Here is a 13,962-nt window from a genome sequence, read left to right on the forward strand (position 1 = left end):
TTTTCTCTATTTTTTATTTCTCAATTTCCTTTACTAGCTGAACCATTTCAATTGCAGATAATGCGCAGTCATATCCTTTATTTCCTGCCTTAGTTCCAGCACGTTCAATTGCCTGTTCAATGTTTTCTGTTGTAACAACTCCAAATAATACTGGAATTCCAGAAGATAAAGATACCTGTGCAACTCCTTTTGATACTTCATTACATACATAATCATAATGACTTGTCGCACCACGAATCACAGCACCAAGACAAATGACTGCGTCATATTGTCCGCTTTTTGCCATTTTATCAGCAATCAGAGGAATTTCGAATGCACCTGGAACCCATGCAACATCAATATCATCTTCACAAACATCATGACGTTTCAATCCATCGAGTGCTCCCGATACTAATTTTGATACGATAAACTCATTAAAACGTGCTGCTACAATTCCTACTTTAATTCCACTTGCTACTAATTTTCCTTCTAAAACTCTCATGTTCTTATCTCCTTTTATATAATTTTATTCTTTTGCTATCGCTCTATAAAAAATTCAGGATATGCCCCATTTTTTCTTTCTTTGTTGTCATATAGAACTTATCATATGGTGTCAGCTTTGTCTGAATTGGCACACGTTCCACAATTTCCAATCCATAATCGTGAAGTCCATCAATTTTTGTAGGGTTATTTGTTAAAAGTTTCAACTTGCTAATTCCAAGATCTCTTAAAATTTGTGCTCCAATATAATATTCTCTTAAGTCATCCTTAAATCCAAGAGCAATATTCGCCTCTACCGTATCAAGACCTGTATCCTGAAGCGCATACGCTTTTAATTTATTAATAAGCCCAATTCCTCGTCCTTCCTGGCGCATATATAAGAGCACTCCACGTCCTTCTTTCTGAATCTGACGCATTGCCTGATGAAGTTGATCTCCACAGTCGCATCTTTGTGATCCAAAGGTATCTCCTGTCAGACATTCCGAATGTACTCTACAAAGTACCGGCTCTCCATCAGATACGTCTCCAACTACCAAAGCTACATGATGTTCTCCAGATACCTGATCGATATATCCATATGCCTGAAATTTTCCATATTTTGTAGGCATTGGAGTTGTTACTTCACAGTTGATAAAAACTTCATGTTTTTTGCGATAGTCCTGAAGCTCTTTGATCGTTGTCATTTTCAAATCAAATTTTTGTGCAAGTTCCACCAGTTCTGGTGTACGCATCATCGTTCCATCTTCTCTCATGATTTCACAGCATAATCCACTTTCTTTCAGACCTGCAATCTTCATCAAATCAACCGTTGCTTCTGTATGTCCATTTCGTTCCATCACACCCCATTTTTTTGCAATTAAAGGGAACATATGACCTGGGCGTCTCAAATCCTCTGGGCGGATATCATCTTCCATACACTTCATCGCTGTCATAGAACGTTCTACAGCAGAAATTCCCGTGGTTGTATTCACATAATCAATACTTTCTGTAAAAGCAGTTTCATGGTTATCTGTATTATTTTTTACCATAGAAGATAAACCAAGTTTATGTCCAATTTCTTCAGACATTGGCATACAAATCAAGCCCTTTCCGTGAGTTGCCATAAAGTTGATATTTTCTGTCGTTGCAAACTGAGAAGCACAAATAAAGTCGCCTTCATTTTCGCGATCCTCATCATCCGTAACGATAATAATTTTTCCTTGTTTTAATTCTTCCACTGCTTCTTCTATCGTACAAAAATTCATTCTATTTCCTCCTTAAAATCCGGCATTTCGCAACATTTCCATTGTTAGTCCAGATGATGTTTCTTCTTTTTTATTTTCTTCAAAATGTAAAAGCTTGTCGATATATTTTCCAACCATATCGTTTTCTAAATTTACTGCATCTCCTGCTTTTTTATACCCAAAATTTGTATTTCCTATCGTATGAGGAATCATGGAAACGGATAATGTATCGACTGTTAACTTTGCAATCGTCAAGCTGATTCCATCGAGTGCAATAGATCCTTTCTCAATACAATACTTCATGATCTGATCCGGTGCCTTAATCGTAAACCATACAGCATTATCATCCTGCTTAATTGATGCGATTTCTCCAACGGCATCCACATGACCAGCTACCATATGTCCGCCAAATCTTCCATTGGCTGCCATAGCTCGCTCCAGATTTACAACATCCCCATGGCTTAAACTTCCAAGGCTACTTCGATGAAATGTTTCATTCATAACATCAGCCTGAAAAGTATTCCCGCTGATATGACTTGCAGTCAAACATACTCCATTGACCGCTACACTATCTCCAAGTTTGAGGTCTTCAAAAATCTTTTTCCCCTTAATCGTAAGAACGGCTGCTTGACTTCCACGTTTTAGTGAAACAACAGTTCCAAGTTCTTCTATGATTCCGGTAAACATTCCATCACCTTTCCTTCCAGCAAAATATCAGTTCCAAGAGGTGTTGTCTTTAAACTTTCCAGATGCAAGGCATCCTGAATGAATGAAATTCCTTCTCCTTCGATCGGTGTCTTCGCATCTTTTCCTCCAAATAACTTTGGAGCAATATAAGCATATACTTTATGGACACATCCGCTCTTAATCAAAGCTTCATTCAATATTCCACCGCCTTCAACAAGAACACTGTCAATTTCCTTTTCATGAAGCCTTTTCATCAAAGGAAGTATTGATACATGACCATTCTCTTCTTCTATCGTCCACACTTCACATCCTGCCTTTTTCAGTCTTTCAATCTTTTCTTTCTCTTTGGAAACCGTAGCAATGATCGTTGGAATTTCTTTTGCGCTTTTTACAATATTAGAATTCTCTGGAATTCTCAATCTTGAATCACAAATCACTCGTATTGGATCATGTCCATTTTTAATTCTTGCATTTAGCATCGGATCATCTGCAAGAACTGTTCCAATTCCAACCATAATTGCTGCATAACGATGCCTTAAATAATGGACATGTTCTCTTGCTTTTTCTCCCGTAATCCACTTCGATTCTCCAGTATATGTTGCAATCTTTCCATCTAATGTCATTGCATATTTTAATGCTGTAAATGGCACATCATGCTGTATATAATGAAAAAATATATCATTCAATTGCTTACACTGCTTTTCCAAAACTCCTGTCTCTACTTCGATCCCATGGTCTCTTAAAATCCTCACACCTTTTCCAGCTACTTTCGGATTTGGGTCCATGCTTCCGACATAAACTTTTTTAATTCCTTTTTCAATCAAAGCTTCCGTACATGGTGGTGTTTTTCCATAGTGACAACATGGCTCTAATGTTACATAAATTTCTGCATCTTTTGGATCTTCCTTACAATGTTTCAGCGCATTCCTTTCTGCATGAAGTCCACCAATTCTTTCGTGCCACCCTTCACCGATAATCGTTCCATTTTTTACAATCACGGCTCCTACCAACGGATTCGGATTTGTCCATCCAACTCCATTTTTGGCAAGCTCAATTGCACGTTCCATATATTCTTTCTGCAATTTTATCTCCCTTCCCTTCAGGTATTCTTTGGGAGAACGAATGATAAGATAGTACAAAAAAAGTTCCTGAGATCTAAATCTTCAGGAACTTTATCAATCTTTTTCTTTTCTTATGCTATATCGCCATAAATTTGATATACTGTCATAAACTAGAAAATCCTGGAATTATAAAAAATCCCAGGACAAATTATCGATATCTCTTATCTTCTTCCATCCAGACTATACTGTCGGCCTCGGAATCTCACCGAATCATACCTTACGGCTCGCGGGCTTTTACCGCCGGTAGGGAATTACACCCTGCCCTGAAGACGTTATTTAATTTATCTATACAATAGCACGAATCTATTCATTTGTCAACGAGAGTTTTTCCCACATTTTCTCATTTTAAATGGAAATTCCATATTTCTTAAGATCTACCTTTCCATCCCGCACTTCAATTCCATCTTTTCTTAACAATTTGGCTTGCATTTTTTCTCCTCCGAACACAAAGGCACCTGATAACTCTCCCTTTGCATTAACGACACGGAAACATGGAATATGATCCGGATCTTTATTTTTATGAAGTGCATTTCCAACGGCTCTTGACATCTTCGGATTTCCTGCCATTGCTGCAATTTGACCATAAGTTGCTACATGTCCTTTTGGAATCTTTTTCACTGCTTCATAAATTCGCTTTGTCGGGCTATCCGTCACAAGATCATAACTTTCTGTAATCATCCTTTTAATTTCTTTTTCTGGTATAGATCCATCAAGAATAATTGTATTCCAATATTTTTTGTTCTGATGATATCCGGGAATTACTGATGGATAAACTTCCCGCCAAAAATCTCTCCACTGTGGATTCACCTTGACATTTAAATTTACAAAACCATCCTTTTCATATACCCATAAGAATGCCTTTTTGCTATTCTTGATCCTGATAAGCTCCCAATTTGAATCTCGAAAAGGAGCTTGTACATAAGTCTCCGGAAATGACAAACCATAGTCTAATGCTTCCTGTCTCGTCTTCATCATGATTCATCCTCAATATAATCAATGATCACTTTTGCTGCTTTTTCGAGTCCGCTCTTATCAACATTAATGATTAAATCATAATTACTCGGATGTCCCCACTTGATGCCAGTATAATAATTGTGATAAGAAGAACGCTCTTTATCCGCTTTTCGAATCATCTTCATTGCTTTCTTTTCTGTTACATTTTCCGTCTGCTGAATTCTTCGAATACGATCTTCCTGTGGTCTATGGATAAAAAATCGATAACAATTTTCATATCCTTGCAAAATCACATCTGCGCACCTTCCAACAAAAATACAAGATTTTTGTTCCTGAGCAATTTTTCGAATGACCTTTGTTTGCGTAATAAACAATTTCTCTGGTGTCATAATTCCGTCATATTCTGCTCCAAGAACCGGATGCCCCATTGGTACTCCAAGAATATGACTGTAAACTGGATTCCCTTCATGACTCTCTACAAATTCTTCCGTCATGCCGCTTTCATCGGCAACCTTTGTTAAAATTTCCTTGTCATAAACAGGAATTCCAAGCTTTTGTGACAAAATTTCTCCAACCTCTTTTCCTCCACTTCCAAATTCTCTGGAAATACAAATAATGACATCTTTTTTCATCACAAAACACTCCTTTCTGGCACAAAGCAACTTCTAAGGCAAAACCTTTTACCAAAGCATGATTGATACTTATATTATACCAGAAAAATTGCTAAGATTGTTTATCTTTCGATAAAAATCAGAAACAAAGATCCAGTACTTTTCGAAGTCCTTCCTGATCATTTTTTTCTGTTATATAATCTGCTGCCTTCTTTACCTCATCTGTTCCATTTCCCATAGCAACTCCAAGTCCTGCATACATAATCATATCAATATCATTAAAATTGTCTCCAAATGCTATAATTTCCTGCTTTGTAACATCAAATGTTTCTTCCAGCATATGGACAGCATCGGACTTAGAAGCTTTCATAGACATAATTTCAAGATAAGTGTCTTTAGATCGATAAACACGAATATGAGGAAATTCCTTCCATAACTTTTCTTCCAAAGAAGCAATTTTTTCGGCATCTCCCATACATAAAATTTTATGAACCTCTTCAAATATACTCTCGTCTTGAAAGGAAACTTGCTCTGCCCTCACTCCTGTAATTTTCATTTCCTGATCTATCCAAAATTCTTTAAGATTTTGTACCATCCAACGATCATTCGAATATAAATTAATAGAAATATCAGAATCCATTTTTTGAATCGTCTTGCAAAGTTCTATGGCTTCGTCTTTTTTTAGAGAAACACTGTAAAGTGGCTTGTCATTTTCATCAACAACAAGCGCACCACTATAACAAATCATTGGACTTTTCGCTCCAAGTTCCTTTCGAATTTCTGTCATTCCTTTCGGCATTCTTGCAGATACAAGTACAAATGGAATTCCTTCCTGATTGATTTTTTGAATCTTATTTTTTGTCTTTTCCGGTATCTGATGTGATGTATTTAATAAAGTTCCATCAATATCACTAAACACTGCCTTATATTTTCCTTTTTCTAAACAACCTGCCACCTTAATTCCTCCTTTAAAAATCTATCTTCCCATTCTTTTGATAGTGCACGATCTGTAATTAATAAATCAATCATATCCCATTCAACTGCTCGATATTTACTTTCTCTTTGAAATTTTGGATAATCTGCAAGAACAATGACTTGTTTCCCTCGTTTTGCCGCAAGCTGCTTAATCCTTGCATCCTCTTCATCCTCAAAATAAATGCCATCTTTTAAAACAGCCGCAGCTCCTAAAATAACATAGTCAAATCTTTTTTGAGATAAAGCTTCCCATACTTCATATCCATAAAAAAAACGATTATTCTTATTCAATCTCCCGCCAAGACAATGCACATCCACCTTTGGTATCTGAGCTAAATCTCCAAGATTGTCTAAAGAGTGCGTATAAACACTAATTTCTTTCTTTAATTCTTTACATACAAATTTCATATGTGTGGAAGTATCAAAAAAACATAAGCTTCCTTCCGTAAGAATCTCTGCTAAAACTTTTGCAATTCTTTGTTTCCCATCTGGATTATCTGTCATTCTTGTCTGATAATTTCCCACCTGTGTTTGAAAATCAACTCTTGCAATTCCACCATGTGTCCGAACAGCACTCCCATTTTCCGTTAGTCTTACAATATCTCTTCTAGCTGTATCTCTGGAAACTTCCAAACGCCGCATAAGTTCTTGATTCGAAAGTACCTGTTCTTTTTCAAGCCATTCCATAATCTTCTTTAACCGTTCTTCCTGATACATTGCATCCTCCTTTTTAAGTAATTATAAGCATATTTAAGTATTTTGTCAATTTTTTCTAACTAAAATTAAAAAAAGCATAACATTACTTATTTTTCATGCTATGCTTTTCTTTTATTATTTTACATATTTTTCAAGTGCATTAAACTCTTCTTTAAAAATACAATGCTTCCATCTTTTACTTTTCATTTTTCTTTGACATGTTCTATAATCCATCCATACAACGCCATCAAGTTCTTCTTTTTGAATTTTCAAATCTTTTATGTCAATAGGTTTTTCATATAAATAAACCGCACTAATTTCCTGATTAAGAAATGGTCTTCCATAAAATTTTGACCGCATGGAACCTCTATGCATCCCGATTTTTCTAAGATCATCTCCAGATGCCTCAATTCCAAGTTCCTCAAAGATTTCTCTTTGTGCCGTCTCTAAATATCCTTCTCCTGCATCAACATGTCCTGCTGATGAAATATCATAACATCCAGGAAACGAATCTTTATCCTCACTTCGCTTCTGAAGTAATACATCAAAACCTCTTTTCGTCTTTCTGACTACCCAAATATGCACCGTTCGATGCCAATCCCCGTCTTCATGAACAAGAGAGCGTTCTTTTATCCTCCCAGTTATATTCCCACTTTCATCTAGTACATCAAAGAACTCCAGCTCTTTTCCATCCAGATTTGCTGAAATTAAATTTCCTTTGGTATAAGTCAATTTCAAAGAAAAAAACGGACGTCTCTCTTCCATATAACGAAGGAACAATCGATCTCCTTCCCATAATTCTAAATTCAAAAGATCTTCTTTTTTCACCCATTCAAGAACACCTTCATCACACTCTTTTAACTCTCCTTCAAAAGCTTCCACATGATAAAGACACATATATTCCCATGCTTCTTTTTTTGTTCCCATATCTGATAAAAAAGTAACAATCCCACAAAATCGAAAAGAAGTCGGAATAAGACCGGTTTCCTCCATCACTTCACGAAACATACAATCTTCCGGACTTTCTCCATGCTCAAAATGTCCGCCGACACCAATCCATTTATCCTTATTGATATCATGTTTTTTTATGATCCGATGCAACATTAAATAAGCATCATCTTTTTCGATATAACATAAGGTTGTCATTCCCATTTTTACTTTTCCTCCTAAAATCATTTTAAAAATATTGTAATTAGAAAAAACAAAAGATACAATAAAAAAAACGAAAGGATTATGATTATGAACATTCAATGCATTGCTTTAGACTTAGATCGAACAACATTAAACGCACATGGCCGGCTTTCCGATGGAAATCGAAAAGCCTTAGAAGAAGCCATCAAAAAAGGAGTACATATTGTCATCGCTAGTGGCCGTTCTTTTGCTACACTACCAAAAGATGTGCTTGCTATTTCTGGAATTGAATATGCCATCACATCAAATGGAGCTGCCATTTATTATATTCCAACAAAGACTTGCCTACACGAATATAAACTAACAAAAGAATCTGTAGAGGCAATCCTTACGGTTGCCAAAAACTATCCCATTGCCCTCGAAGCCTTCATTGACGGAGAAGCCTTTGCTGAAAAAGTCTATGTAGAAAATCCAATAGTTTACGGTGCAACCAAAAAAGCAATTCCTTATATTCAAAATACAAGAAAACCAATAAACCAAATGGCACATTTTATAAGGAAACATATCGATGGTATTGACAGTATTGATATCGTTGTTTCTTCACAAAAGCAAAAAGAAGAAATTGAATACTATTTAAAAAAAGCATCGAAAGATATTTACATTACATCATCTGTATCACAGTTAATTGAAATCTCACACAAAAACGCTGGAAAACACTCCGGATTACGCTTTATCAGAGAATATTTACATTTAAAGAAAGAACAAACGGCTGCCTTCGGAGACGGCGATAATGATATTGATCTTTTGCTCGAAGCTGGTATCGGCATCGCCATGGAAAACGCATCCGAAAAATGCAAAAAATCCGCAGACGCTATCACTATCCACCATGATCAGGACGGTGTCGCCTACGGAATGAAAAATATCTTAAAAATCTTATAATTCATTGACAAACCCCAGAGATAAATCCCTGGGGTTTTGATACATTATTTTACTTCAACAAAGACTTCTTTTCCCATTCCACAAATTGGACAGACCCAATCCTCTGGAAGGTCTTCAAATTTTGTTCCTGGAGCAATTCCGTTGTCTGGATCTCCAACTGCCTCATCATAAATATATCCACATGGTTCACACTGATATTTCTTCATTTTTTTGTCCTCCTTGATGTCTCTTATTTGTTTTCTGATTTCCATAATCCGTGAAGATTGCAGTATTCATATGCTGCTATAAATTCATCACCGTCGACCAAAGTAAAGGTTGCCTTTGGCTCATCACCTGGCTTGAATTTATGTAGCTGACCACCGTTTTTTGTTTCAATATAAACACCCATAATATAATGTTTCTCCAACATTGGATGCTTAATCGAACCAATTTCAACCGTAATCTTGTTGCCATTTTTTGTTACCTGCGGAACATGTTTTTCACCAGCCGCATCGGTTGTATTTGGCGTCAAAAGTTCTGCTCCTTCAACTTCTGCTCCTGTGCCAAAAATATCAAATAAAATAGTACCATTGCTACGATAAAATTTACTCATTATTTTTCCTCCTTTACTATGTTTGATCTTGGTTTTATAATATATCAAAATGGAAGGAAATTCCGTAACAAATGTTACGGATTCAAAAAAAGGTGAAAAAATGGAATTAAAACAAACAATCTTGTTTCAGAATCTAAATCAAAAAGAAATCTACCGTGTCCTACAATGCGCAGACGGAAAATTTCTTAATTACACTAAAAATCAATCTATCATTCTTCCAGATGATAAACCAGAAGTTCTCTATTTGATTCTAAATGGGAAAGTTGTGATTGAACAATATAACTACATGGGAAAGCCAATGAATCTTGAATATCGAACAGAAGGTCAAATCTTTGGTGAGTCTGATCTGTTTTCAAAAAAAGAACGTTTTGATTTTTCTGTTCGCGCTGTGTCTGACTGCAAAATCTTAACAACAAAACGAAGCTTCTTTTATCGTACTTGTGAAAAAAGCTGTAAACACCACAGCAAGATTATCTTTAATATGCTTCATATTCTTTCCAATGATAATAAACAAAAACAACAGCGCCTGGAACTTTTAACATGTGGCGATTTAAATCAAAGAACAGCCCAGTACCTTTCTGAAACAGCGAAAGGTTCTGAGCTTATAACCCTTTCTATGGATCGCAATACATTATCAACTTATTTGAATACAACAAGGCCTTCTCTTTCCCGAATCTTTTCCAATCTGCAAGAGGACGGCATCATTAAAATAGAAGGAAGAAAGCATATCCGCATCCTTGATCAGGAACGTTTATCTGAAATTGCAGATGGCGTCTGATACAGAAAGAAAAGGAATTGTTTTTATTTTATAATCAACCTACGATAAAGATATTCCATATCTTCAAACTCGACACTACCATGGACGTTTTTTCTTATCCCATCCTTTTTCTTTCCAATAATTAAGATCAGAATCATCCCATGACATCCTATGTAAAAATCTCGCCATATAAAACCAAAGTTTTGTTTTCATTCCAGGTTTTACATGCTTATGTCTTTTTTTAATTTGTCTGGCAAGTATGGTTGTCTTTTTTTCTATTTTATTTTTGATTTTTGGTTTTATTCCTTGATAGGTTGTAGACATGACGGCAACTCCATAGCGATAAATTTTTCCAACACCCCAAAAAAACATACTATCAGCCATATCTTTTGTTGTACTTTTCATGCCAGCACCTGCTGCCGTTGCAATACAAACCGCCTGTTTATGAAACATCCTTTCTTCTGGTCGATGAATCATCCAACGATATCCATAATGATCAAGAAAGGCTTTCATTGAAGCTGTCACGTGATATACATAAACCGGGCTTTCAAAAATCAATACATCTGCTTCGTCCAACGCTTTTGTCATTGGTTTTATTTTTTCATAATGCGGACATAGTGTTTCATCTTTTCGAAAACAATTTGTACACCCAGTACAAAATTCTTTAAAATCTCGCGGCAGAAAAAATTCCGTAATATCTCCATCTAATTTTTCTGCCAACATCTTTGCAATATGGTAGGTCGAACCTTTATGATTCTGTCCATGTATAATAGTAATCTTCATGCTATTCCTCTCCTGCTATTTTTTCTTATATTATACTCTACTAGAAAAACTTCCTCCATTCTAACACCACATAATGGATTCCAACTTTTTCTTATGTCATGATATACTTACAAAAAATAAAAGAGATCCCGCTTTCACAAAACGGGATTTCTTTTTATATGACCGAAGTCCTTTCTCTTTTTTTCATAAAACCAATCAAACGACTAATGCAATAAATAGCTGCGATTACAGCCAGTATTCCTCCAACATATCCAATATTTTTAATGGATCCATAAGTACATACCGTTCCTCCCATCCATGTTCCACATCCAATACCAAGATTACAAATGGCAGAAAAGATTGCCATGGCAACAGAAGATCCTGAAGATGGTACACACTGAATCAATTCAGATTGAAAAGATACATTGTAAGCCATTACTGCCATTCCCCACACTGCACAGATAATAATCACAGTATATCCACTTATAGAAGCCGGATATAGACAGATTAATGCAGCCGCAATGCAGATCATGACAATACGAATAAAGACATAACGATTTTTTTCATAATATCTTGAAAACAGAAAACTTCCAACAATTCCTGCAACTCCAAAAATAGTCAACGCAAAAGTCACACTTCCATCTTTTAATCCAGCAACCTGTTTTAAAAATGGTTCAATATAGCTATATCCTGTATAATAAGAAGTCGCTACAAGAAAATTCAAAAGATAAATTCCTATCAATAATGGATTTTTCAGAAGTTTCGGAAGTTCCTTTAAAGAAAAAGATTCCTGCTGCTCCATTTTTGGAAAAAGAGCCCCTTGATATACAAAAAGCAAGAAAGCAATCACTGCCACACATAAAAATGTCATTCTCCAACCAATATATAATCCAATAACACGTCCAAGTGGTAATCCGACGATCATCGCAATGGATGTTCCAGTAATAATCATACTCAAAGCCTTTGTCTGATGCTCTTTTGAGACAAGTTGTACCGCAATGGGTGATGCAATGGACCAAAAAATTGAATGGGCACATGCTACTCCTATACGAGAAAACATTAAAATCATATAATTTGGTGATAATAAAGATAATACCTGGCAGATGCCAAATAACAATATCGTCCCAAGTAATAATTTTTTTGATTCTATCTTGCACACAAGAAGCATCAATGGCAGGGATAATAAAGTAACTGTCCAGGAATACGCGGTAATCATCATTCCAGCCTGGGCTTCTGTAATATGAAAATCTTTTACAATATCTGTCAGTAATCCAATGGGCATGAATTCTGAAGTATTAAATATAAACGCAGAAATTGTCATCCCAATCAATGGAAGCCACTCTTTTAATGACTTTTATGTTTCATTTTTCTTTTTTTCTCCTTTTTTTGTATTCTGTGTTTTTTACAATCGCTGACGATTATATGACAGATTCCTTGCCCTTGTCAATGGGATTTCTGTACTTTTTTCCATGAATATGATATGATTTCCTTTGTGTCTGCAATGCAGATAACAGTTTATAAAATATTTTAGAAAGGCTTATTTATGCTAGAACAAATACAACATATTAACAGCGTAGTGAACAATTTTATCTGGGGTGTTCCTGCAATGATCTGCATTATAGGTGTCGGATTACTGTTAACTTTTCGAACCAGATTTCTTCAAATCCGCAAATTTCCATATGCGATGAAAGAAACGATCGGACGTATTTTTCACAAAAAAGAATCCTCCGATGGGTCTATGACTCCTTTTCAGGCCGTCTGTACAGCCCTTGCTTCGACCGTAGGAACTGGTAACATTGCCGGTGTTGCCGGTGCAATTGCAATCGGAGGTCCCGGAGCAATTTTTTGGATGTGGGTTTCCGCAATTCTTGGAATGTGTACAAAATTTTCCGAAGTGACTCTTGCTGTTCATTTTCGTGAAAGAAATGATCAAGGAGACCTTGTTGGTGGACCTATGTATTACATAAAAAATGGTCTTGGAAAACACTGGCAGTTTCTTGCAGTTTTATTTTCCGCATTTGGTGTTCTAACGGTATTTGGAACCGGAAATGCAACACAGGTGAATACCATCACAACTGCAATTAACTCTGCTTTACTAAATTATCATGTGATTTCTAAGGAATCAACAAGCATCTCAAACCTTGTGATCGGAATCATCGTTGCAATTCTTGTTGCCCTTATCTTATTAGGCGGTATTAAACGAATTGGACTGGTTGCTGAAAGACTGGTTCCTTTTATGGCATTTATTTATATCTTTTTTGCTCTTGGTGTTGTTGTTTTAAACATCGGAAAACTTCCTTTTGTTTTTTCTTCTATTATAAATGGTGCTTTTCATCCTGCATCTGTTACTGGAGGAATCGTTGGAAGTTTCTTTATGAGTATGAAAAAAGGTGTAGCACGCGGTATCTTTTCTAATGAAGCTGGACTTGGTACCGGATCCATTGCACACGCATGTGCAGATACAAAAGAACCAGTAAAACAAGGAATGCTTGGTATTTTCGAAGTGTTTACGGATACGATTTTAATTTGTACATTAACCGCTCTTGTCATCTTATGCAGCGGTGTTTCCGTTGGATATGGAATGGATGCTGGCGCAGAACTTACAATTACTGGATTTACTGCAACTTATGGAAATTGGATTTCCATTTTTACTGCTGTAGCTCTTTGTTGCTTTGCTTTTTCAACCATTATCGGATGGGGACTATATGGTGCACGCTGCATCGAATTTTTATTTTCTTCCAAAGTCATCAAACCATTTATGGTCGTTTACTCCCTTGTTGCGATCGTTGGTGCTACCGTTGATCTTGGAATGTTATGGAGTATTGCTGAGACATTCAACGGATTAATGGCAATTCCAAACTTAATTGCATTATTCCTGCTTTCCGGAACCGTCGTAAAACTTGTAAAAAAATATTTCAAAGAATAAAAAAGAACAACCATTTAGCAGCATGTTTTTGCTTTGATTCACACAGAATGGTGCTAAGACACATCGGTGATTTTATCGCCATGTGTCAAGCGCCTACCTGTTAATCCA

General features: G+C 36.0%; 15 protein-coding genes, 1 pseudogene and 1 riboswitch. Of the genes and pseudogenes, 3 read left to right on the forward strand and 13 right to left on the reverse strand.

All coding sequences use genetic code 11. The features are described 5' to 3' along the window. Positions 1 to 13: 13 nt before the first annotated feature. From ribH to KQI71_RS09870, 9 genes are all read right to left on the reverse strand, one after another. Positions 14 to 481, reverse strand: coding sequence for a 6,7-dimethyl-8-ribityllumazine synthase (ribH, locus tag KQI71_RS09830; protein WP_216435805.1), 468 nt, complete (start codon positions 479 to 481; stop codon positions 14 to 16). A gap of 43 nt (positions 482 to 524) precedes the next feature. Further along, positions 525 to 1,724, reverse strand: a complete 1,200-nt coding sequence (locus KQI71_RS09835) for a bifunctional 3,4-dihydroxy-2-butanone-4-phosphate synthase/GTP cyclohydrolase II (protein WP_216435807.1) — start codon at positions 1,722 to 1,724, stop codon at positions 525 to 527. A gap of 12 nt (positions 1,725 to 1,736) precedes the next feature. Further along, entirely contained in the window at positions 1,737 to 2,390 is a 654-nt protein-coding gene (gene ribE / locus KQI71_RS09840; RefSeq protein WP_216435809.1) for a riboflavin synthase, read from the reverse strand. After that, positions 2,372 to 3,457, reverse strand: a complete 1,086-nt coding sequence (ribD, locus tag KQI71_RS09845) for a bifunctional diaminohydroxyphosphoribosylaminopyrimidine deaminase/5-amino-6-(5-phosphoribosylamino)uracil reductase RibD (RefSeq protein ID WP_216435884.1) — start codon at positions 3,455 to 3,457, stop codon at positions 2,372 to 2,374. Before ribD ends, ribE begins: the two co-directional genes overlap by 19 nt. Before the next feature lie 213 nt (positions 3,458 to 3,670). Next, positions 3,671 to 3,786, reverse strand: a riboswitch (FMN riboswitch). 70 nt (positions 3,787 to 3,856) lie between these two features. After that, positions 3,857 to 4,483, reverse strand: coding sequence for a methylated-DNA--[protein]-cysteine S-methyltransferase (locus KQI71_RS09850; RefSeq protein WP_216435887.1), 627 nt, complete (start codon positions 4,481 to 4,483; stop codon positions 3,857 to 3,859). Beyond that, positions 4,483 to 5,097, reverse strand: a complete 615-nt coding sequence (locus KQI71_RS09855) for a cytidylate kinase-like family protein (protein ID WP_216435889.1) — start codon at positions 5,095 to 5,097, stop codon at positions 4,483 to 4,485. The genes KQI71_RS09850 and KQI71_RS09855 overlap by 1 nt, the downstream gene beginning before the upstream one ends. Positions 5,098 to 5,215: 118 nt before the next feature. Continuing rightward, on the reverse strand, positions 5,216 to 6,031 hold the full coding sequence (locus KQI71_RS09860; protein ID WP_216435811.1) for a Cof-type HAD-IIB family hydrolase: 816 nt from the start codon (positions 6,029 to 6,031) through the stop codon (positions 5,216 to 5,218). Continuing rightward, on the reverse strand, positions 6,016 to 6,768 hold the full coding sequence (locus KQI71_RS09865; RefSeq protein WP_216435812.1) for a DeoR/GlpR family DNA-binding transcription regulator: 753 nt from the start codon (positions 6,766 to 6,768) through the stop codon (positions 6,016 to 6,018). Before KQI71_RS09865 ends, KQI71_RS09860 begins: the two co-directional genes overlap by 16 nt. A 114-nt stretch (positions 6,769 to 6,882) precedes the next feature. Further along, complete coding sequence (locus KQI71_RS09870; protein WP_216435814.1) at positions 6,883 to 7,899, reverse strand: NUDIX domain-containing protein; 1,017 nt, start codon at positions 7,897 to 7,899, stop codon at positions 6,883 to 6,885. An 87-nt stretch (positions 7,900 to 7,986) separates the two neighbouring features. Here KQI71_RS09870 and KQI71_RS09875 point away from each other — a divergent pair, with 87 nt between their 5' ends. After that, a complete protein-coding gene (locus KQI71_RS09875) occupies positions 7,987 to 8,817 on the forward strand; it encodes an HAD family hydrolase (RefSeq protein WP_216435815.1) in 831 nt (276 codons plus the stop codon). A gap of 44 nt (positions 8,818 to 8,861) precedes the next feature. Here the strand turns inward: KQI71_RS09875 and rd are convergent, their stop codons facing one another. Both rd and KQI71_RS09885 read right to left on the reverse strand, forming a co-directional pair. Continuing rightward, positions 8,862 to 9,023, reverse strand: coding sequence for a rubredoxin (gene rd / locus KQI71_RS09880; RefSeq protein WP_216435817.1), 162 nt, complete (start codon positions 9,021 to 9,023; stop codon positions 8,862 to 8,864). 23 nt (positions 9,024 to 9,046) lie between these two features. Beyond that, complete coding sequence (locus KQI71_RS09885) at positions 9,047 to 9,409, reverse strand: desulfoferrodoxin family protein (protein WP_216435819.1); 363 nt, start codon at positions 9,407 to 9,409, stop codon at positions 9,047 to 9,049. Between the two features lie 100 nt (positions 9,410 to 9,509). Here KQI71_RS09885 and KQI71_RS09890 point away from each other — a divergent pair, with 100 nt between their 5' ends. Further along, entirely contained in the window at positions 9,510 to 10,187 is a 678-nt protein-coding gene (locus KQI71_RS09890; RefSeq protein ID WP_216435821.1) for a Crp/Fnr family transcriptional regulator, read from the forward strand. A 75-nt stretch (positions 10,188 to 10,262) separates the two neighbouring features. Here KQI71_RS09890 and KQI71_RS09895 read toward each other — a convergent pair whose 3' ends face one another. Continuing rightward, on the reverse strand, positions 10,263 to 10,949 hold the full coding sequence (locus KQI71_RS09895; protein ID WP_216435823.1) for a flavodoxin family protein: 687 nt from the start codon (positions 10,947 to 10,949) through the stop codon (positions 10,263 to 10,265). Between the two features lie 154 nt (positions 10,950 to 11,103). Then, positions 11,104 to 12,261 (reverse strand): annotated as a pseudogene (locus KQI71_RS09900) (sugar transporter); the annotation flags it as partial. Positions 12,262 to 12,471: 210 nt separating this feature from the next. Here KQI71_RS09900 and KQI71_RS09905 point away from each other — a divergent pair. After that, positions 12,472 to 13,854 (forward strand): alanine/glycine:cation symporter family protein, encoded by a 1,383-nt coding sequence (locus KQI71_RS09905; RefSeq protein ID WP_216435825.1) that lies wholly within the window; start codon positions 12,472 to 12,474, stop codon positions 13,852 to 13,854. Positions 13,855 to 13,962 lie beyond the last annotated feature (108 nt).

It is taken from the genome of Anaerostipes sp. MSJ-23 (assembly GCF_018918155.1).
Lineage (GTDB): Bacteria > Bacillota > Clostridia > Lachnospirales > Lachnospiraceae > Anaerostipes.